The organism is Streptomyces niveus, from assembly GCF_001723055.1.
Classification (GTDB): domain Bacteria; phylum Actinomycetota; class Actinomycetes; order Streptomycetales; family Streptomycetaceae; genus Streptomyces; species Streptomyces niveus.
Genome location: NZ_MDCR01000185.1, coordinates 19798 through 39692, shown reverse-complemented (window position 1 = coordinate 39692; position 19895 = coordinate 19798). Strand labels below are relative to the sequence as shown.

The following is a 19895-nucleotide window of genomic DNA, read 5'->3' as shown; positions in this document are numbered from 1 at the left end:
AAGGAGACCATCGTGACAACAGAACCCCTGACGGTGCTGGTCGTCGGCGCCACCGGCAGTATCGGACGACTTGTCGTGACAGAGGCGCTCGCCCGCGGGCACACGGTGCGGGCTCTGGTGCGCGACACCGCGAAAGGCGCTCGGGTACTTGCCAAAGAGGCCGAACTCGTCGTCGGTGACGTGACCCGGCCCGAAACCCTGATCGGGGCGGTAGACGGGGCGGACGCGATCGTGCTGACCCTCGGGTCCTTCGGCACGGGCGACTCCTCGCCAGAGGCCGTCGACTACGCGGGCGTCCGCAACATCCTCACGGCGTTGCGCGGGCAGCGGCCACGCGTGACCCTGATGACCTCCATCGGTGTCACCGGACGCGGCAGCGCCTACGGCCACCTCCTGGAGTGGAAACGCCGCTCCGAGCGCCTGGTGCGGGCGAGCGGGCTCACCCACACCATCGTGCGGCCCGGCTGGTTCGACATGAACGGCCCCGACGATCATCGCCCGGTGTTCCTCCAGGGCGATCGCCACCGATCCGGGGGCCCGGCCGACGGAGCGGTCGCGCGCAACCAGATCGCCCGGGTGCTGGTCGAGACACTCACAGCTCCGGAGGCGGCAGGGCGGACCTTCGAGCTGGTCGCTGAGCGGGGAAGCGCGCCCGACGATCTGGGACCGCTGTTCGCGGCACTGGACCTAGATGAGCCCGGCACGGTGGACGCCGTCCACGACGAGGCCAACATGCCACTGGCCGACGAGCCGCAGGGCGTACGTGACGACCTCACCACCGTCCGCGCCCTAACCGCATCCTGAGAGCCGTCCCGGCCCGGCGGCGCGCCATGACGAACCTGCTGCGACGCCACCTCCATGCCGTCTTCCGGCATCAGTTCGCAGCCACAAGGAGTCAACGTGCCGGCCCCCGCCACACCCCTCCCGGAAGACCTCCGTGACGTTCACCGTGCCTACCTGGACGCCATGCGCGAAGGTGACACCCAGGCGCTCGACGACCTGCTCGGGGAGGACTACACCCTCACCCACATGACGGGGTACGTACAGCCCAAGGCCGAGTGGCTGGCGCAGATGCGGCAGGACCGATTCGTCTACCACTCCATCACGGAGCAGGACATCACCTGGGAGATCGAAGGTGACCGGACGGCCCGCCTGACGGTCCGTACCGTCACCGACGCCACCGTCTACGGAACCCGCTCCGACTGGCGACTGCTCCTTTCCACCGACCACACCCGTCATGACGGCGTCTGGTGCCGCAGAGGACCGTTGCCACCACGTGGTGAACCGGCTGCGTGACCGCCGACACCCTCTTGTCGTTCTCGTCCCGGCGCGCCCAGGCCGTCGCACTGCGCGGAAGCGGACTCCTCGTGTGAGCCTGGCGCAGCGAAACGCTGCGAAGGGCAGTGGGCCGGGCCGGCATCTGCTCGATCCGGCTTGCCCGCCCGACAGACCTACCGTTGGAAGACCCATGGCCGCGCTCGAGTTCGTCGTGATTCTCGGGTGCGCTTTGCTCGTGGCCGGGGCCCTCGCCCACCGGCTGCGGGTGGCCGCGCCCGTGCTGCAACTCGCCGCCGGCGTCCTGCTCGGCTTCGTGCCCGCCCTGCGCGGGACGGAACTGCCACCGGACGTGCTTCTGCTCGTCTTCCTGCCGCTGCTCCTGTACTGGGAGAGCGTGACGACCTCGCTGCGCGCGATCCGGCGGGACCTGCGCGGCATCATGCTGACCGACTACCAGGCTGGTCAGCTTGTGTACTGGCCGCCGGGCCCCGGGCTGGCGGTCTACTACGAGCACGCTGGCCCACCGGTCCCGGGGCCCGGCATGGTGGCGCTGGGCACGATCGACGAGGACCTGGACGCCTTCACTGGACTCGACAGGGCCGCCCAGGTCACGATCGCCCGCGCCGACTGACCCCGCCTCGCCCAGCCCGCATCCGCCGATCCGACCCGTAAGGGGGGAGGGATCCTTCCCCGGAACAATCCCTCCTCTTTTCGGGCGCGCGAGGCGGTGCCAGGGTGGATGACGTGGTGATGGGGAGCCCTGGAAAAACCCGGTAGGCAATTCCGGAAGTACGGGCCGCTCCTCCGCCCCAGGACTTTTGCACATCATCCGGCGTGCGGCGCCGGAGACGCTTTCCGGAATGTTCCGGAGAACGGAGAAGTAGCCGCCGTGCAGCACATCAAGCTCAGGAATCTGGACGTCTCCCGCATCGGCCTCGGAGCGATGGGGATGTCCGACTTCTACACCGGGGCCGGTACGGACGAGGCGGAGTCGATCCGCACCCTCCACCGTGCGCTCGATCTCGGTGTGACCTTCCTGGACACCGCCGAGGTCTACGGCCCTTTCGTCAACGAGGAACTGGTCGGCCGCGCCCTGAAGGGACGGCGCGACCAGGTGGTGCTGGCCACGAAGTTTGGCCTGGTCTCCCACACCGACGGAACAGCGACGCCGAACATGGTCGACTCCTCCCCCGCGAGCGTCCGCGCCGCCGTCGAAGGGTCCCTGCGGCGCCTGGGCACCGACCACATCGACCTCTACTACCAGCAACCGTGTCGACCCGGACACACCGATCGAGGAGACCGTGGGCGCGCTGGCCGAGCTGATCGGCGAGGGCAAGATCGGGCACATCGGCCTGTCGGAGGCCAAGCCCGCCACCATCCGCCGCGCCCACGCCGTCCGCCCGATCACCGCGCTCCAGACGGAGTACTCCCTGTGGGAGCGGGAGGTCGAGGCGGAGATCCTGCCGCTCGTTCGCGAGCTGAACATCGGCTTCGTCCCGTACTCGCCACTCGGGCACGGCTTCCTGACCGGCGCCGTCCGCTCCATCGAGCACCTCGACGCGAGCGACTCCCTGGTGGGCAACCCCCGTTTCGAGGGTGAGAACTTCCGGCGGAACCTGGCCATCGCCGACGAGGTTCAGGCCGTCGCCGACCAGGCGGAGGCGACGCCCGCCCAGGTGGCGCTGGCGTGGCTGCTGTCCAAGGGTGAAGACATCGCTCCGATCCCGGCACCAAGCACGTTTCCCGCGTCGAGGAGAACACCGCCGCCGACACCCTTGTGCTGACCGCCGACCAGCTCGCCCGGCTCGACAACCTCCCGAAGGTCCTCGGGGACTGCTTCCAGGAGGAGTACGGGCAGCTCATCGAGAAGTGACCGCCCCGCTCACCTCCTGCCGGCCCCGGCAGAGAACAAGGAGACACGCCATGTCGCAGGAACCGTCCGCGGCACAGCAGGCCATCGGTGACATCACCCCCAAGCTCGCCGACCTGACCGACCAGGTCCTCTTCGGCGACGTCTGGGAGCGGCCGGGCCTCTCGCCCCGGGACCGCAGCCTGGTCACCGTCACCGCCCTGATCGCCCTCTACCGCAGCGACCAGCTCGGCTTCCACCTCAAGCTCGCCCTCGACAACGGGCTGACCCGGGAAGAACTGAGCGAGGCCATCACCCACCTGGCCTTCTACGCCGGATGGCCCAACGCTATGGGCGCCGCCGGCCAGCTCAAGGCCCTCCTCGCCGACGCCGAATAGCCGCGGTACGGAGAACACCGTTCCTGAGCCGGGGCATCCCGTCACCGCCGCCGCGAGTCGCGGCGCGCACAAGTGGGCACCGAAGCTGCGCATCACCGCCAGCAGCCGCAAATGATCAAGGAGACATTCGACATGACCGCCCAGGGATTCGAGCAGATCTTCCCGCTCGGTGACACCAACGACGCCTACGCCGAGAACTTCATCGGACAGAGCTACCTGGCTCCCCTGACCGGCGGGAGCGTCCCGGTCAGCAACGTGTCCTTCGAGCCGGGCTGCCGCAACAACTGGCACATCCACCACGGCACCGGTGGCGGCGGGGATCAGATCCTGCTGTGCACGGCCGGCAGCGGCTGGTACCAGGCCGAGGGCCAGGAGCCGGTCAGCATGACCCCGGGCACCGCGATCCGCGTCCCGACGGGCACCAAGCACTGGCACGGCGCGAAGGCCGACGCGTGGTTCTCCCACGTCGCCTTCATCACACCGGGCGAGAACGTCAGCAACGAATGGCTGGAGCCCGTCACCGACGAGGTGTACGGCCGACTGCCCAAGAGCGGAGCGAACGCATGAGCATCCTGAACGAGACCTACGCCCTGTCCAACGGAGTCGAGATCCCCAAGCTCGGCCTGGGCACCTGGTTCATCGACGACGACAAGGCATCCGACGCCGTACGCGCGGCGATCGAGATCGGCTACCGCAACATCGACACCGCCCAGGCGTACGGCAACGAGCGCGGCGTCGGAGAAGGTGTCCGGACCTCCGGCCTGGCCCGCGAGGACCTGTTCGTGTCGACGAAGCTGGCCGCGGAGATCAAGGACTACGACGCGGCGACCGCGGCGATCGACGAGTCGCTGGCGAAGCTGGACGTCGGCTACATCGACCTGATGCTGATCCACGCACCCCAGCCCTGGGATGATTTCCGTGGCGACGACTACGCCGAGGGCAACCGCCAGGCGTGGCGCGCGCTGGAGGACGCCCACCGGGCCGGGAAGATCCGCGCCATCGGAGTGTCGAACTTCCTCCAGTCCGACCTGGAAAACATCCTTGCCCACAGCACTGTCGCCCCCCACGTCAACCAGGTGCTCCTCCACGCCGGGAACACCCCGGAGGAACTGCTGGCGTTCTGCGGGGAGCGGAACATCCTCGTGCAGGCGTACTCGCCGATCGCCCACGGCACGCTCCTCGACAGCCCCCAGATCAAGACGATCGCCGAGAAGTACGAGGTCAGCGTCCCGCAGCTGTGCATCCGCTACACCCTGCAACTGGGCACCCAGCCGCTACCGAAGACCGCGAACCCCAACCACATGCGCTCCAACGCCGCCGTCGACTTCGAGATCTCCGAAGCGGACATGACCGCGCTGCGCACCCTCGACGAGCGTGACTACGGCGAGCACGCCGCCTTCCCCGTCTACAGCGGCAAGTAAGACCGCACCGGGCGGCCGCCGCGCACCACGCCGTGGCTGGCCCGCCAGCACGCCGCATCACCGCCACCAGGACGGCGGCAGAACGAAGGGAGCACCGATATGACGGACACGATGAAGGCACTGCTGCTCGGCCGCGGACCCGAGTGGGTCCTGGACGACGTGCCGGTCCCCGAGCCCGGACGCGGCGAGGTACTCATCCGCAACCGCGCCTCGGCGACGAACAACGCCGACCTGCCCATGCTCGCCGAAGCCGACCCCACCCACGGCGGCACCGGTAAGGAGTCCGTCGCCGGGTTCGAGTACGCCGGCGAGATCGCCGCCGTCGGCCAGGACGCCGGCGACTGGAAAGTCGGGGACCCGGTCATGGGCACCTTCCCCTCCGCGTTCGCCGGATACCTGGTGGCCGATCACCGGTTCGTGCTGCCGTGCCCCCAGGCCCTGGCGCCGGAAGTGGCGTGCGCAATGCCGACGGCACTGTTGACCGAGTTCGGCGCACTCACCATCGCCGGCTTCCAGCCGGGGCAGAGTGTGCTGAGCACCGGAGCGTCGACGGGCATCGGCATGATCGGCATCCAGATCGCCAAGACCCTCGGCGCATCGAAGATCATTGCCACCACCCGCAGCACCGAAAAGAAGGACCTGCTCACACGCCTCGGCGCGGACACCGTAATCGTCACCGGCAAGGACGCCGACCTGACCCACGCGGTGCTCGCCGCCACCGACGACGAAGGAGTGAACGTGGTCCTTGACCACGTCGCCGGCGACACCTTCGCCGCCTGCCTGCCAGCGACCGCTGTCGACGGGCACGTCGTGAACATCGGCCGCCTCGCCGGACCCGCCACAACGATCGACCTGGACGCCCTGTCCTACCGGCACCTCACCGTCCACGGCGTCTCCTTCGGATTCTCCCGGGACTGGGAGACCGTCCCGATCCTGAACGGGCTCCGTGCCGAGGTCCTGCCGGCCGTCGGCCGCGGCGACATCACGCCCGTCATCGACACCACCCTCGATGTCGAGCAGTACCAGGAAGCCGCCGACCGGCTGCGCTCCGGAAATACCGTAGGCAAGATCGTCTTCACGTTCGTGTAAGACCCGTACCGGCCCGACCAACATCGCGCTGGCCAGGGCACCGACGGAGACGCCTCTGAGTGTGGCGCTGCACGTCAACGGACAGACCTTCGCCCCGAAATCGCACCCCGAGTCCACCGAGTCCACCGTCAGCCTAGGCGACCTCCCCTGCCGCCAGCTGCGCACGGCCGGGGTGTCCTTCCGCTTCACCCGGCCCGCCGGACTCGGCACCCTCATCACCACCGCCGGACAACAACTGCTCGACGCTGTCGCCGACAAAGGCGCACGGGGCCTGATCGACACCGTCTTGGCCTACGACACCGCCCCCCAGACCCCCGAATGACTCCGTTCCCACCAGGCCCACGGCGAAGTCATTCTCGCCATTACCTGAGTCCAGACCGCGCCCATCTACCACCCCGCGCTCTGCGAGCCTGGAAGGTGGGGCGACGCACGCAGATCTCCATGAAGGGCAGTCGTCGAGCGGCAACTCACGTACGTTGCGCCCTCCAGCAGAACTGTGCTCTGCGCGACTGGGTTCGTTGTCAAACGCCTCGATTGGATGTCAAAGGACAAACGGCGGACGAAGTAAACCGGTCCGCTACCGTGACCGGCCTCAGGAGAAAGCCGCCCTGTAGACGAAGAACGGCTCGGCGGTGGCTCGACGTACTCGGATCGGCCTGGCGCTGGCAGTTTCGGTCAGATTCGCGAAACGCGAGGACATGTTCGACTCACGAGGCTGTGGATCAAGCTAGGGCGTCGGCGGGAGCAGAGCACCAGCGCGGGGGCCGTCTCGTGCGAGGAGCGGCCCCCGGCCATGTCGCTACCTGGTGTTGCCTCCGTCCAGGAAACGGCGCAGTGCCTCGCGCACCCGTGCAGCGAACCGCGCCCGAGCATCGCGCAGCTCAACACCCCATCGGCGAAGCCGGATCGCCCACCAGCCTCTCACCACGCTCACGGCCGGAGGCACGACCACCACGGCGAAGGCGAGCATGAGGATGAGGATGAACAGTGCCGTCGATGAGACGGGCACCTCGAACACGTTGAACACCTTCAGACCTCTCTGTCCATGACGCTCGCGCGCCCGGACGTAAGGTCTAGGCTGCGGCGAGCACGCTCAAATTCGGGATCGACGGAGCACGCCAAGATCCCGGAGCACGAGGTACGCGGACAGCCGTCAGCCGTCGGATTCCGCACGGCGACGATTCGAGGATTACCGCCTCCGCAGGCTCGGGCGGCAGGCCCACCCGAGTGGACAGCAGCTCCCACAGCTCGTCAGCTGTACGCCGCCAGTACGCCAAGTCGGCAACCAAGGCTGCCCAGTCAGCAGCTTCAGCAGACCAGAGTGAGCGACACCACTCGACAACTCCCGCCGTCACCCGGACCGCCCAACCTGCGGCAGGGCCGTCGAAGGGAGGGACGGACGACAGTCGCGGCCGTCGCTCGAAGGTCGCAGGGCCGGTCGTCCAGTCGCTTGCAACCGCATGCAACGACGTGAGCGTGGACCGCATGAGGAAGGAACTTCGTGTCCGTTCCCATCGGCGTTCAGCGCTCAGGGCTGCACGAAGCGTGCTCGACTCGCCGCGGCCAGCGCCAGGGCGGATTTCCACTGTGCGCCAGAGCGCCATCAGAGGATGTAGATGCAGTCCTGACAGTAGATGCTGCGATTCGCCAGCCATCCAGGGAGAGTAAAAGATCCTCTGCGCCAGAGCAGCCAGTGCCGGGGGAGCCGTCACCTTGAGCGCCCAGGCTCCTGTCCCGTCCACTGGCCGAGGGCCACGAAGCCAAAGCACAGACAGATCCACAGAAACATCCTAACCGCCCGCAGAGGCAGAGTGACTGGAGCGGGAGAGACGCCGAGCGGCGTGACCGCGGACGTGGCCGAGCCGCCTCCCGTTTCACGCTCAACTCAGATCGATGGCTCAGCGTCGGTCGTATGACGAGGACTTACCGGATCTCACAGCCGTCCAAGCGCCACCCGAACACCACTGACCAGCAACGCCAAAGCCCCCGGAATCACGGGGATTCCGGGGGCTCGGTTAAACGGCCGGGTCGGGTCAGCTCTCGGGCGAGACGGTCTCCTCGGAGTCGTCAGTACGACGGCGGCCGGCGATCAGAGCGCCGCCGCCAACGGCAACGAGCAGCCCAGCGCCGAGGAGCCAGGGGGCAGCATCGGAGCCGGTATGGGCGAGGGATCCGGCGGGCGCCGTCGGCGTCGTTTCGCCAGCCGGGGCCACGGTGGGCGAGGAGTCGGTGCCGGGCGTTCCGGTGGGCTTCGCCCCGCCGGTGCCGCTGCTCGGATTGTCCGCAGGGGTGGACGGTGTGCCGGTGGGCTGGGGTGTCGGCTTGTCCGAGGGGTCCGGGTCCGGGGTGGTGTGGGTCTTGGCGTTGGTGACGGTCACCGTGACCGGCGCGCCGGGTCCAGCGGTGAACGTCCTGGCGGGCTTGTACAGGTCATAGCCGGCCGGCGCCTTGATCTGCCGGACCCAGAAGGTCTCGCCGTTACGGGCGTTGACCGGAAGGGGCGCGGTGGCGGTGCCGTCCGAGCGTGTGGTGAGGGTGAGGAGGGTCGTGGTGCCGGTGCCGATGTTGACCGTGGAACCGGCCAGGAGCTTGCCGGTCTTGTCGTCCGTGGTCTTCAACAGGACGGTGGCGGGCTTGAACGGGTCGACGACCGTCAGCGGAATGGTGGTGCCGGGGGGGATGACGACGTCCCGGTCGGGCACGGTGGTGTGCAGCGGGCTGCCGGAGGAGGTTTCCTTCAACCGGTAGACCCCGGGGGCGAGGTCGTCGAAGGCGAGCCGGCCGCGCGCGTCCGTCGTGCCCTTCCCCGCCACCGCGCCCGTCGTGTCGAGCAGGGTGAACGCGGCCCCGGTCATGACGTCGCCGCCGGGGTCCTTCTTGAGGATCCGGACACCACCGGTCTCGGCCTCTGCCGAGCTGTCCTGGGTGGGCACGGACGTGGACGGGGAAGGTTCGGGGGTCTGGGCGGATACGGCCGGGGCCCAGAGAAGACTGCCGGTCACGGCGGTGACGGCGGCTGTCGCGAAGGCTGGGGCGAAGGTGCGGGTGAGCAAGTACGGACTCCTGAAGGGGCTTTGGGCGGGTGACGGCGGTCAGCGGGTTCGCTTCGGACCCGGTGGCAAGGCGGCGGGCGGTGCGCCGGGGGTCGGGTTTGGCGTAGGTGTGGCGAGGTAGAGGTGGCGGCGGAACTGCGACGGAGTGTCCGGCAGGGTGCGGTGGAGGGGCACCGTGGAGATGAGGGAGGCGGTGAAGGCGGCGATGAGGGCGGTGGGTGTGCCGGTGGAGAAGCGTGCTTGCCACAGCGGCTCCCTCAGATGCCCGCCCCAGGCCATCCACTCGGGCACGTCGGAACCGGTGGCCGCGTAGTGGTGCCGTACTCCGGCGAGTCCGTCCCAGGAAGGGAAAGTCTGGGTGCCGTCGGTCCTGACGCTGTGGCCCCAGCCCTGGGCGAACAGCGGCGCGTACGCCTCGTAGGCGGGTGTCGTGTCCCCGTACAGGTGGTCCTGGTCGCTGTGCAGGTCTTCTAGGTAGAGGTCGAGCAGCTCGGCGTGAACGTCGTGCAGCAACTCGATGGGGGTCGTGGCGTCGAAGGTGATCTGCCAGGCCCTCGGGCCGAAACGGACGCGGTTCGCGGCGATCGTCCACGTCCCCCGGCGGGATGTACCGGGTTCGAGGTGGAGATAAGTCCAGAGCCGTAGGCAGGGGCTGACGGCGAAGGCCGTCCCGTTCTCAAGCTGATGCAGTGTCCAGTCTTCGTCGAACGGGAAGGGCCAGGCTATATAGGGATCGGCAGTACCTGGGCCGGCGAGGTGGCGGGGAAGGACCTTCACCGTCTGTTCGGGGCCGGGATTCTTCTTCGGAGGGTCGGATGGCACCAGGGGTCTCCTGCCGGGAAGTGCGCGCGCAGCGCCGTGCGGAGGGTTCGGACGGAGGGTCAGCGGGCGCGGGCGTCACTGCGCGCGGCCGACGGGGCGGGGGCCGTGCTGGCGGTGGGTCCTGCGGCCCGGTTCGGTGCGGATGGGGTCCAGGCGCCGGGGAACCCGACGGCGGTGTACTGCTCGATGGCGTCGCGCAGTCCGGTGGTGATGGCGCCTTCCCACGGTGGCCGGCCGGGGCGGTGGTATTTGTCGAAGGTGCCGTACTCCTTGGTGTTCGGCCGGGTGTTGGCCGCCTCGTCGCGGCGGTGGAAGGTGCCGTGGTCCAGGAAGCTGAGGGCGACCGTGTCGAGCACACCCCGGTCGGGATGCACGACCGTCAGGCGCAGGCCGCCGTAGGTGTCGGCGTAAATGGTGGTGCTGAAGTCGATCCGCAGCCGCAGCGGTGTGCCCGGGGTGGGGGTGGCGTAGTAGGTGTTGCCGACGACGGTGCTGTCGTGGAAGGGGAGGCACAGCTCGGCGAAGAACTCGGGGGCCTGCAGGGACAAGAAGGGGCTCCGGTCGGGATCGGGCCGTGTTATCGGCGTGGTCCGGGCAGTGCCGGGCGGCTGGTGGTGCTCCAGCGCGGAACGCTCGCCGCCGGCAAGGCGGCCGGGCGGCGGGAGACGGCCCGCCGGACATCGAGCGGCGTCGGCACCGCCGGGCCCGGCTGGACGATCGGCGTGAGACGGGTCATGCCCTTGACGTAGCTGAAGGTCTCCGCGCGCCATCGGGGCAGCGGCGCCGGATCCGAGACGCATTCGGTGACCGCGGTGAGCAGGGGCACGGGGGTATCCGTGCTGGCGGTGGCGTACCAGAAGGGACGGTGGGCGGAGGCGCCGGCCCACAGGTGCCAGCGGGCATCCCGCGTGGTCAGCTCCGCTTCGGAATTGAGATGGCCGGTGGTGAATTCCAGGGTGGCCAGCTTGTCGGGCGAGCGGATGGCGAAGACGTTGTGGTGGGGCCGGTCGAACTGCCAGCCGCGGTCGATGAGCGGTACGACCGCGAGAAACGGGTCACGGTCCGCGTGGCCGGGGTCGGGCGCGGCGAGGTAGGCGTCCGGGCCCTGCTCGTACGCGTGGGCGAGGGCGGTGGTGAAGGCCGTGACGAACTCCGTCGGGCAGGAGTCGTTGAAACAGACGCCCCATACCGGCGGCGCGAAGAGGTCGTTGTAGGCGTTGATGCGCCACAGGCCGTCGTCCTCGCCCTCGGGCAGGTAGCCGAGGCGGACTTTCCGGTCGGGCGCGGTGACGAACACGTTGGCGAGGTCGTCGCGCCGCAGCTCCCAGCCGAGCGCCAGCAGAGGTGCGAGACCGGGATCCCCGACCCCTGTTGTACCGGCGAGATGACGCGGAGAGACGAACACATCCCCGTCGAGTTCGGCCTCGGAGGGTTCGGCCGTTTCAGGTTGACGCATAGATGTCCAGGGTTGTCGTGGTCAGCGCCGGCGGGCGGGGCTGTGACCGGGGCCGTCGGGCGGGCGTACGGGAGCCGATACCACGGCTTCGGACCGGTCCGGCGCGGAGGGCGGGGCGGGTTCGGTCACCAAGTGGCGGTGCAGTTCCTTGGGCAGTTGGCCAGCCGTGCGGTGCACAGGCGTCGCGGCGACGAGGGAGGCCGTGACCGCGGCGACGAGGACATTGGGCACCTGTCTGCTGAAGCTGGCGCTCCACCGGCAACTGCCCCTCGTTTCGGGAAGCACAGTCAAGCGCCATGCCTCTCCGCCGTGGCGCAGCCGGTGGTTGGTCACCTTCGCGAGGCCGGTGGGATCGGTGAACCTCTCGCCGCGCCCGTCCACGGTGTGTCTCCAGTTGGCGGTCAACAGGGGCAGGGAAACATCCGTGGCACCGGTATGTGAGTGGAGTGTTCCGGTGGCATGGGCCTCGGCGAGGGCGTGGTGGAAGTCCGCGATCAGTTCGACCGGCGTCTCCGCGCTCCAGGTTGCGGTCCACCAGGCAGCGACGAGCGCGTCCTCGTAGACAGCCGTCCTCCAGCTGTCAGCCTGGTTGGGCAGGCGGGCGGTGCGGACCAGCTGGCACGGGCTGGCGCAGAGCAGCGGCCCGCTGTCCGGTGTGTACGTGCTCCAGTCGGCGTTCGTCAGGCTCGACCAGGCGAACGCCGCTGCGTGCGATGGCTGTTCGAGCCCGGGGCCGGCGAGGTAGCGGGGTGAGACGAGGACCGGGTCGTCCGGCCCGGAGGAGTCAAGATCGGTCGGCACGAGGCCCTGCTTCCGAAAGGTGCGAGCGCCCGGGCATCGGGCGCTGAGGGGTCGGGGTGGTGGTGAGGGTGAGCTGGTCGAGGACGAGGCGGGTGCGCTGTTCGACCTGGCGGGTGCTGGTGCCGGTGACGGTGAAGAACCCGACGCGGGCGGAGTACATGGACCCGGCGGGCGGCAGAGCGACGGCGTCGCCGACTTCCCGCAGCCAGTGAACCTGCCGCAGCCACGGCGTATGGGCGAAGAACCCGTCCGTGAGGTGCCGGGCGGTGAGCGTGCCGGACACGTTCGGGTAGAGCAGTCGGATACCGGCCGCCGTACGGCGGGTTCGGGTGAGGTCAGGCGCGGTGCCGCACGCGATGTCGGCGGCGGCACGCGGCAGGTCGATGCCGGTGGCGAGCTGGACGAGGTGACCGATGAGGTCGCCGGCGATCCTCGCGTTGACCTCGACCAGGCGCGGACCCGCATCGGTGAGGCGCATCTCGACGTGCTGGATACCGTCGGTCAAACCCAGGGCCCGCACCGCGCTGGCGGCGACCGGTCCAACCTGCGGGAGCAGCGTGTCGTTGGCGTCGACCGAGTGGCCGATCTCCTCGAAGAGCGGCGCGGCCCCGAGGGTCTTACGCGTGACGGCGACCGCGCTCGTCGTACCGCGGTAGGTCACGCACTCGACCGATATCTCCGGGCCGTCGAGATACTCCTCGACCAACACGGCGGTAGATTCACGGCTGTGTGCGGCGCCGGCCTGGGCGAAGTCGAAGCCGCCGGGGAGCTGTTCGGACCTGCTGACGCGGCTGACGCCGATACTCGCCGCGTACGCCGCCGGTTTCAGCACCACCGGGTATCCGATCGTCTCCGCCGCCAGCGCCGCCTCCAGCAGAGTGCGTGCGGTCATCGCCTTCGCCGACGGCACCCGGTGACGCGCGAACAACGTGCGCTGCACGGCCTTGTTCCGGCAGTCACGCATCACCTGCGGGGTGTTCGTACGCAGCCCCAGGTACTCGGCGAGCCGGGCCACGTTCACCAGGTCCCACTCCGACCACGTCACCACCCCGTCCAGCGTGTGACGCGCGGCCAGAGCCCGCCCGGCGGCAAGCAGCGCCTGCTCGTCGGCGGGGTCAGCGATCTCCACGTCGCGGATACAGCGGCGCTCCCACGCCGGGGCACTGCCGGTGATCAGCACGATGTCGTACGCGGCTGCCACCTGATCCAGGCAGTAACCGCGCAGCGCCTCGTCCGCGGGCGCGACGACGAGAACAGTGGGACGAGAAGGCAAGGAACAGCTCCAGAAGATCAAGGGTGAGTGCGAGAGGCCGTCGTGCGTGGCCGGGGTGTATGGAAGTGCGGGTCTACGGGGTGCGTCGGCGTCGGATCTCGATCACCGGGGCCCAGTCGGGGTGGGCGGCGAGCAACTGACGCGCGTAGAAGGCGGTGTAGTTGTTGTTGAGGCCCTTCATCCCGTGCGGATGACGCCAGCGCAGGGTCTCGAACAGAGCTTTCATGCCGACCCGGCGGGCGCCGGAGGCGAGGCGCTGGGACACAAGCTGCTCCAACGCGCGGTAGACCCAGGGGTGTTCGCGGTCGAAGTCGGCGAACTGCTCGGCGAGCGTGGACGGTTTCCGCGCGTACGGGAGCAGGCTGAGGCCGGGCAGATTCTGCTGTGCCGGTATGGGCATGAGGAGGCTCTCCGGTGGTGAGGGGGATCAGGGGTGTTCGAGGCGCAGGCCGGGCAGGGTCCGCAGGCGGGCGAAGGTGACCGCGAGCGCCAGGGCCTGGACGACGGCGCAGACGGTCAGCGCGTGGACCAGTTGTGCGGGCGGGACTGCGGCGACCAGGAGGCCGGCGAGCGGGAACGGGGCCAGGAGCAGGAGGATCGTCAGCGCGAGCGTCGCGCCGAACACGCGGGCGGGGATCAGGTGGGAGCGCAGGGTGCGCAAGACCACCGTGAGGCCGCCCTCACCGGCCATGAGCACGGCCACCAGGACGAGATACGCGCTGTAGGTGGTGGCCTGCGCGACGGCGAGACACGCACCGGCGGCGACCGTCGCGGACACGGCCCCCACCGGCCACAGTCCCCACCGGCTGATCGCACCGCGGCAGACGGCGACGGCCAACAGAGACGCGACAGCGGCGGCGGACCAGATCAGCCCGACCGAGCCGGTGGAATACCCCAGCTGCTGCACGACGATCACCGGAGTCGCCGCCTGGAGCAGCCCGAGCGAAAGGTTCGACACGACGAACCCGCCCACCAGCCACGCCAACGCCGGGCGCTCCCGCAGCACCGACCAGCCGGCCCGAAACCCCCGCGCGTGTACCGGCTCCGCCGAGGCGGAAGCAGCAGTGTCGGATGCCGCGCTAGGCGGTGGCATCAGTACGGCCGCCATCAGCGAAAACGCGGCGCACGTGGTGAGCAGTCCGGTAGAACCGGTCCACTGGACCAGGAGTCCGGCGAGCGCGGGCCCGGCCAACAGCGCGGTCTGATCCACCCCCAGGAGGACCGACTGCACCCGGTGCGCCCGATCCCCGGCCTGGCGACTGGCGTCGGCACCGGTCGTCTCGGCAGCAACGTAGGAAAACTGAGACAACGCCCCACTGGCGGCGGCGAGCACCATGACCGTCACCTCCGTCCCGCCCCTTTGAGCGGGAAGTACGACCGCGGCGGCGAGCACGACCAAGGCCCGGAGCGTGGAGGCGAGTCGGAACACGCGGGCGGGGCCGTGCCGGTCGACAAGAGTCCCGGCGAACGTGACGACCGTCAGGCGCGGGATCCACTCCAGCGCGAACGCGAGCCCGGTGAGCGCGGCCGAGCCGGTGGTGGCCAGCACCAGCATCGGAATCCCGTACGTGGCCAGGCTGAACGCACCCGCGTCCGCCGCCCGGGGAAGATACACACCCCGCACGAGACCAGGCCCCGGGCGGCGCTTGTGCCGTGCTCCGGTGGGCGGTCTCACGCGGCAAGCTCGCCCGCCGCGAACCCCGCCGCCCGTGGGTTGGCCGGAATCCACTGCATCAGCAGCCGCCACGGCCCGGCCAGTCCGGGCTCGACCACCTCCGACTCCGGTGTGCCGGCGTTCGTACGCAGCGAGGACGGTTCACCGTTGGTGAGAGCGGCGTGGACCCGTGGTTCGGCCAGCAGAGCGAAGGTGTGGCGGATACGGCCGGTGAAGTCCCCTGTGGGGGCCGGGTAGGCGTGCCGTCTGGCCCAGCGGGCGGTCACGTCGTACACCTCGGCCAGGAGGACGCCGGACTCGGTGAGCCCGAGCCCGCCGCCCACCCTGGCGTGAACCAGACCGAGGGCGTGCGCCCGTTCGGTGGCGTGCCGGATCCGGTGCGGGGCAAAGTCCGGGAAGATACGGCCCGAACTCCGAGGCGGTACGGGACCGTTGTCGTCGATCTCGGTGATCAGACGGATCAACGCGGGTTCGGACAACGCCGTGACGGCTCGGCGTATGTCAGTGAGCGGCGGTGTCTTCATCGACGCGGGCCTCCCGCCGCCAGAGCCGGCTTCGGGTCGGCCGGGGCAGCGTGGGAGAACAGGCCGGAGGACAAGTCGGACCGTGGTGTCCCGGTCTCCAGAGCCGGGCGCAGCGGCGGGGCCGGCAGCCTGGACTGGCGGCTGACCCACGTCCCTGGCTCCGTGGGGGTGTTGGTGTCCGGTGTTCCCCAGACGGGATGCCGGGAGGCGTGGGTGAGGGGCCGTCCGGCGGCCCACGCGGACAGCACGCCGAACACCATTCCCAGACCGTGCCCGGACGCCGTCAGCCGGTACGGGCGCCCGCTGCCGGCGGTGTCCACCAGGCCGTCGTCGACGAGCTGCCGCAGCGGCGGGTAGACGTTGGTCCAGTAGCCGTCGGGCATGACGGTGTCCGCCAGATACCGGGCACTCGCCTCGCGGCGGGTCTTCAGCACCCACAAGATCGGCGCGGCGTGCCGCCGGGTGAGCAGGGTGAGGGCGTCCTCGACGTTCCGCACCGTCGAAACGGGCCCCGCCGGTTTCTCCAGGAACTCCTCAGCCCAGGTCGCGATCACCGGCAGCACGGGCAGCAGCGCGGTGCCGCGCCCGGTGAGGTGGTAGGTGACGTGGTGGACGGAGTGCTCGGTGCGCCCGACGAGACCCGCGTCGCCAAGCGCCCGGAGCCGGGGGTGGAGCTGGCCGCCGCGCAGCCACGTCATCTTGTCCGTCAACTCGGTATAGCGCAGGGGCTCGGCGCGCAGCGCGAGCAGGACGCGCACGTTCCACCGGGGGGTGATCATGCCGAGGGTTTCGGTGACCCGGGCGACATCCGCGTCAACGGTCGGTGGCAGGGCGGTGGTGGCCAAAGGGAACTCCTGGGAATGGGGCGCTTCAGCGCGATGGGGCGGAGGGAGCAGCCGGAACGGGAACAGCAGGTGGAGGAGTCACGGCCTGTTCGTGGGCGGGGGCCTGACCCTGCGGGGCGGGCACGCGATGCAGGCTCTGCAGTACGTCGGCCGTCGCCCTGCCGTGGGCGTCGCGGACGGCGACCGCTTCGGCAAGCCGGCGGGCGCAGTCGAGAACGTGCGACACCTCGTGCCCGCCCAACTGCCGTTCCGGGTGGACGAGCCGGGCTAGACGGTCACGGTGGAAGGCGATGGTCCGCTCGGCGAGGGCGAGTTCGCGGTGCATGCCGAGCAGAGCGGCGAGCATCCCAGGAGGCTGAACCTGGGCGTGAGCTTGGAGGTCGGTGAGCGGGGCGCCGTACAGGTCCTCGATCCGCCCCGCTATCTCGGTGGACGTGTGGTCGGGCAATCGAGGGCTTTCACGGTCGGGGCCCTGGGGCTGCCCCAGCACGCGGTGATGCCGGGACGGCCGTAGGGGGCAAGGTGGTGGTGATCTGCGGCTGAGCGAACTCCACCGGACGGGACGAGCGCTCATCGGACTGCGCGGGCATGGTGCGCAGCAGCTCACCGAGCGCGGTGAAGTAGCCGTCGCGTGCATCGAGCGCGGCGGCCAGCCACTGCGCGTCGAACCGCAGGTCGCCCGCGGACAGTCCGCCCATGGCACGGCCCGGGGCCATGGCCTCGTGCACACGGTCGCGCACCCGGGCGACCTGTTCTTCGGCCAGCGCGAGGAACGACCTCAGCTCCAGCGCCCGCGCCAGCGCCGCGGCCCCCGGGGTGACAGCGGCCCTCTCGTACAACTCGGCGACCGGCGCGCCGAATATCTCGGCGAGACGGCCGTCCTGACTGCTGGGCTTCGCCCTCGTACTCACAGCCCGACCCCCTTCGCCGGCACCGGTGCTGCCGGGACGGACACGGACGCGGGCTGTGAGGTGCGCAGCGCCGGCCCGCGCCGCCGAGCGGCAGAAGTACCGGTGCCCCGTACGACGGTGGTGTGGGGTTCGAGGAGGTGGGTGACGATCAGGGCCCGTCCGTCGCGCACGGCGACGGCCGAGTTCACACGCTGGGCGAGATCCAGCACCGGGTCGCCGAGCGGGCCCGGTTCGGTGTCGAGGACGGCGAGGAGGTCATCCTCCGCCCGCTCAAGAGCGGTCTGGGCCTGGCTGAGCATGCCGTGCCAGTACACGAGTTGCGCCGCCTGCGGGTTGGCGTCCGGGGACTTCTCAACTGCCCCGCGCAGAGCCGTGAAGCTCACACCGAAGCGGGTTTCGATCTGCTCGGTGATGACACCGAGAACGTCGTCGCTGCCGTCGTTCACTGCGAATTCCTTTCACCCAGATGGAAATCCACGCCGGCGCGCAGACCGGGCGCCGGACTTAAGGAAGGTGGGTCAGTCGAGGCAAATGCGGACGTCGCGGTAGACGTAGGTGCCGGACACCCAGCCCTTGACGCCGGTCGTCCGGTCGGTGATGTAGTGCCAGTTCCCACTCGTCTTGTGAACGGTGAACTTGTGGCCCTTGTAGAGCACGCCGACGGCGGTGGACTTGGTCGTCGCCTTCGAGCGGATCGTGACCGCCTTGGTGCCGATGACCCACGGACCGGGCCGCTCACACGGCCGCTCCGCCACGGCGGTGACCGGCGCGGACACCGGGGCGGCTGTCGCCGCGGATGCCGCGGTCGCCGGCAGAGCGAGTACGCCAAGCAGCGTCACGGGTATGACAATTCGGGTTGAGCGCATGCGGAAAAGAGCCTCCGTGCAGGAAAAGGGAAAGGGAGTGGTAAGTGGCCGTGACTGGTGTCCCGGCGGCTGTTCAAGAGTCCGGAGAATGGCCGGTTTGCCCAACCGGCGATCGTCGGCTATGTTTCGCCGCGCCGACCGGATTCAGGTGTTCAGCGGGAGCGGCCGGGCGGGCGCGGGAAAGGCGCCTTCGGCATCCGGGGGCGGCGGGCGGAAAACGCAGCCGGAGCGACGGGCGGCAGAGGGCCGGCGCTGCCGCCGAGCCGGTCCTCGCACCATGCGAGGGCGTCTTCGACCGTGTCGAAACCGCCCTCACGCAGGGTGTGGGTCCACGCCTCGAAGTCGACCTCTTCGACCACGACACGGAACGGCGACGGTGCGCGCTCGTCAAGGGCGCGCAGGGCGACCACGGTGACCGGGTCGCCAGGGTCGTCGCGCGTATAGGAGTACCCGCAGGCGAAGTGGTCCCCGTCGCCCATGAGCCGCGCCTCCAGAGCACGCGTCGCCTCATCGGCCGGCGGTGGCCCCAGCTCTGGGTTCAGTCCGATGGCGTCCGGCGGACAGCCACGGTGGATGAGCCAGGACTGCACCATCGCGGCCAGCGGGAGAGTCGCCTTCTCGAAGTCGAACGTCCGCCTGTGCGTGTCCCGGTGCAGGTGAAGACCGACACACTGGGGCTCACCTGGAATACCCCAGGTGGCTGCGGCGTCGTGCAGCACATAGAAGCTGTGTACGCCGTCGGAGGTGTGATGCTCGGCGAGCGGAATCAGATCCAGCTCAAGGGGTCCGACCTGGCGAGAGAACGCTTCGGCCCTCCCACGGGCGGCGACGAATCCGTCAAGACGGAGGTCGAGTTCAGGACGGCGACCCCGCCGGCCCTCTTCAGGAAAATCAGCGGAGATGGTCATGCAGCCTTTCGCCCGGCCCGTACTCGGGCCGGGTGTTCAGTTGCGGGCGCGCGGAGCGGGCCACGCTCCGGCCCTCGGTGGGGGCCGCGTCGCCGCGGCGCCCTCGGGCCGGCGGCCGGTCAGAGTGGTGCGTCCGGCGTCGGTGAGCGTGACCCGCTGGCCTGCAATGGCGGGATGTGCGGTGTCGCGCTCGACGAGCCCGTTCTTCTCCAGCCTGCCGAGGACGGACGGCGGGATACGGGTCCCGGACGCGGTGACGACCGACAGCTGGTTGGTGAGCAGGTGTCGGCGGAGGTGGGCGCCGCGGGCGATGGCCAGCAGGGCGGCGAAGTCCGGCGCGGACAACTCCACGCCTGCCGGGTTCGCGCGGGGGGCGTCGGCCTCTACGCGCTCCAGCACCGCCACTGTCGCCTTCTGGCGTTCGTCGCGGGTACCGGCCGCTTCCTCCAACTGGCCGACCGTACGGTCTATGCGGTCGAACAGGGCCTGGTCGACGGGGAACTCCCCGCCGGCCAGACGGCCCAGCAGCGTGCGGTAGAACGTCACACCGGTCACCGCTTGCACCAGGGCACGGTGCGCTTCGACCAGGCGGGTGTGCGACTCGTCGAGAAGACCGCGGTCGCACTGCTCCCACAAGGTGTCGACGCTACGGCCCACCGCCGCCTCGATGCGGTGGTCCAGATCAGTGAGCGCCTTCAACGGCGCCTCCGGCGGGCGAGAGGACAA

General features: G+C 69.7%; 25 protein-coding genes and 1 pseudogene. 9 read left to right on the top strand and 17 right to left on the bottom strand.

The genetic code is table 11. The annotated features are described in order from the left end of the window. The first annotated feature begins 12 nt into the window (after positions 1 to 12). The 9 genes and pseudogenes from BHU15_RS21915 to BHU15_RS21875 all read left to right on the top strand — a co-directional run bounded on the left by BHU15_RS21915 (position 13) and on the right by BHU15_RS21875 (position 6357). Positions 13 to 804 carry an SDR family oxidoreductase gene (locus BHU15_RS21915; RefSeq protein WP_069628762.1) on the top strand — a complete coding sequence of 264 codons (792 nt, stop codon included), beginning with the start codon at positions 13 to 15 and terminating at the stop codon, positions 802 to 804. 96 nt (positions 805 to 900) lie between these two features. Continuing rightward, positions 901 to 1296 (top strand): nuclear transport factor 2 family protein, encoded by a 396-nt coding sequence (locus BHU15_RS21910; RefSeq protein WP_069628761.1) that lies wholly within the window; start codon positions 901 to 903, stop codon positions 1294 to 1296. Between the two features lie 172 nt (positions 1297 to 1468). Further along, on the top strand, positions 1469 to 1909 hold the full coding sequence (locus BHU15_RS41475) for a cyclophilin-like fold protein (RefSeq protein ID WP_069628760.1): 441 nt from the start codon (positions 1469 to 1471) through the stop codon (positions 1907 to 1909). A gap of 258 nt (positions 1910 to 2167) precedes the next feature. Beyond that, positions 2168 to 3151, top strand: a pseudogene (locus tag BHU15_RS21900) (aldo/keto reductase). Between the two features lie 50 nt (positions 3152 to 3201). Next, the gene (locus tag BHU15_RS21895; protein ID WP_069628759.1) at positions 3202 to 3525 is read left to right on the top strand and encodes a carboxymuconolactone decarboxylase family protein; all 324 of its coding nucleotides are present in this window, start codon (positions 3202 to 3204) and stop codon (positions 3523 to 3525) included. Between the two features lie 132 nt (positions 3526 to 3657). After that, positions 3658 to 4092: a cupin domain-containing protein gene (locus BHU15_RS21890; protein WP_069628779.1), complete on the top strand. Its 435-nt coding sequence runs from the start codon at positions 3658 to 3660 to the stop codon at positions 4090 to 4092. After that, positions 4089 to 4946, top strand: coding sequence for an aldo/keto reductase (locus tag BHU15_RS21885; RefSeq protein WP_069628758.1), 858 nt, complete (start codon positions 4089 to 4091; stop codon positions 4944 to 4946). Before BHU15_RS21890 ends, BHU15_RS21885 begins: the two co-directional genes overlap by 4 nt. Positions 4947 to 5045: 99 nt before the next feature. Then, positions 5046 to 6035: a quinone oxidoreductase family protein gene (locus tag BHU15_RS21880; RefSeq protein ID WP_069628757.1), complete on the top strand. Its 990-nt coding sequence runs from the start codon at positions 5046 to 5048 to the stop codon at positions 6033 to 6035. Positions 6036 to 6096: 61 nt separating this feature from the next. Continuing rightward, on the top strand, positions 6097 to 6357 hold the full coding sequence (locus tag BHU15_RS21875; RefSeq protein WP_069628756.1) for a hypothetical protein: 261 nt from the start codon (positions 6097 to 6099) through the stop codon (positions 6355 to 6357). 477 nt (positions 6358 to 6834) lie between these two features. Here BHU15_RS21875 and BHU15_RS21870 read toward each other — a convergent pair whose 3' ends face one another. From BHU15_RS21870 to BHU15_RS21790, 17 genes are all read right to left on the bottom strand, one after another. Beyond that, the gene (locus BHU15_RS21870) at positions 6835 to 7053 is read right to left on the bottom strand and encodes a hypothetical protein (RefSeq protein WP_141726854.1); all 219 of its coding nucleotides are present in this window, start codon (positions 7051 to 7053) and stop codon (positions 6835 to 6837) included. A 1015-nt stretch (positions 7054 to 8068) separates the two neighbouring features. Then, on the bottom strand, positions 8069 to 9088 hold the full coding sequence (locus BHU15_RS21865; RefSeq protein WP_069628754.1) for a SpaA isopeptide-forming pilin-related protein: 1020 nt from the start codon (positions 9086 to 9088) through the stop codon (positions 8069 to 8071). A 39-nt stretch (positions 9089 to 9127) separates the two neighbouring features. Further along, positions 9128 to 9910 carry an SPDY domain-containing protein gene (locus tag BHU15_RS21860; RefSeq protein ID WP_171908414.1) on the bottom strand — a complete coding sequence of 261 codons (783 nt, stop codon included), beginning with the start codon at positions 9908 to 9910 and terminating at the stop codon, positions 9128 to 9130. A 59-nt stretch (positions 9911 to 9969) separates the two neighbouring features. Further along, on the bottom strand, positions 9970 to 10458 hold the full coding sequence (locus BHU15_RS21855) for a hypothetical protein (RefSeq protein WP_069628752.1): 489 nt from the start codon (positions 10456 to 10458) through the stop codon (positions 9970 to 9972). Positions 10459 to 10487: 29 nt separating this feature from the next. After that, positions 10488 to 11366, bottom strand: a complete 879-nt coding sequence (locus BHU15_RS21850) for an SPDY domain-containing protein (protein ID WP_069628751.1) — start codon at positions 11364 to 11366, stop codon at positions 10488 to 10490. Positions 11367 to 11387: 21 nt separating this feature from the next. Further along, positions 11388 to 12167: an SPDY domain-containing protein gene (locus BHU15_RS21845; protein ID WP_069628750.1), complete on the bottom strand. Its 780-nt coding sequence runs from the start codon at positions 12165 to 12167 to the stop codon at positions 11388 to 11390. Next, positions 12151 to 13440 (bottom strand): ATP-grasp domain-containing protein, encoded by a 1290-nt coding sequence (locus tag BHU15_RS21840; RefSeq protein ID WP_255293171.1) that lies wholly within the window; start codon positions 13438 to 13440, stop codon positions 12151 to 12153. The genes BHU15_RS21845 and BHU15_RS21840 overlap by 17 nt, the downstream gene beginning before the upstream one ends. A gap of 73 nt (positions 13441 to 13513) precedes the next feature. Further along, a complete protein-coding gene (locus BHU15_RS21835) occupies positions 13514 to 13840 on the bottom strand; it encodes a hypothetical protein (RefSeq protein ID WP_069628748.1) in 327 nt (108 codons plus the stop codon). A gap of 27 nt (positions 13841 to 13867) precedes the next feature. Beyond that, positions 13868 to 15055: an MFS transporter gene (locus BHU15_RS21830; RefSeq protein ID WP_255293170.1), complete on the bottom strand. Its 1188-nt coding sequence runs from the start codon at positions 15053 to 15055 to the stop codon at positions 13868 to 13870. A 56-nt stretch (positions 15056 to 15111) separates the two neighbouring features. Beyond that, positions 15112 to 15639, bottom strand: a complete 528-nt coding sequence (locus BHU15_RS21825; protein ID WP_069628746.1) for a hypothetical protein — start codon at positions 15637 to 15639, stop codon at positions 15112 to 15114. Then, positions 15636 to 16484 (bottom strand): winged helix-turn-helix transcriptional regulator, encoded by an 849-nt coding sequence (locus BHU15_RS21820; RefSeq protein WP_069628745.1) that lies wholly within the window; start codon positions 16482 to 16484, stop codon positions 15636 to 15638. The genes BHU15_RS21825 and BHU15_RS21820 overlap by 4 nt, the downstream gene beginning before the upstream one ends. Positions 16485 to 16509: 25 nt before the next feature. Then, on the bottom strand, positions 16510 to 16932 hold the full coding sequence (locus tag BHU15_RS21815) for a hypothetical protein (RefSeq protein WP_069628744.1): 423 nt from the start codon (positions 16930 to 16932) through the stop codon (positions 16510 to 16512). Positions 16933 to 16942: 10 nt separating this feature from the next. Further along, positions 16943 to 17395, bottom strand: a complete 453-nt coding sequence (locus BHU15_RS21810) for a hypothetical protein (protein WP_069628743.1) — start codon at positions 17393 to 17395, stop codon at positions 16943 to 16945. Next, the gene (locus BHU15_RS21805) at positions 17392 to 17841 is read right to left on the bottom strand and encodes a hypothetical protein (RefSeq protein ID WP_069628742.1); all 450 of its coding nucleotides are present in this window, start codon (positions 17839 to 17841) and stop codon (positions 17392 to 17394) included. Before BHU15_RS21805 ends, BHU15_RS21810 begins: the two co-directional genes overlap by 4 nt. 72 nt (positions 17842 to 17913) lie before the next feature. Beyond that, on the bottom strand, positions 17914 to 18228 hold the full coding sequence (locus tag BHU15_RS21800) for an SH3 domain-containing protein (protein ID WP_069628778.1): 315 nt from the start codon (positions 18226 to 18228) through the stop codon (positions 17914 to 17916). Positions 18229 to 18413: 185 nt separating this feature from the next. Beyond that, complete coding sequence (locus tag BHU15_RS21795) at positions 18414 to 19169, bottom strand: hypothetical protein (RefSeq protein WP_069628741.1); 756 nt, start codon at positions 19167 to 19169, stop codon at positions 18414 to 18416. Between the two features lie 36 nt (positions 19170 to 19205). After that, positions 19206 to 19895 (bottom strand): hypothetical protein, encoded by a 690-nt coding sequence (locus tag BHU15_RS21790; RefSeq protein WP_069628740.1) that lies wholly within the window; start codon positions 19893 to 19895, stop codon positions 19206 to 19208.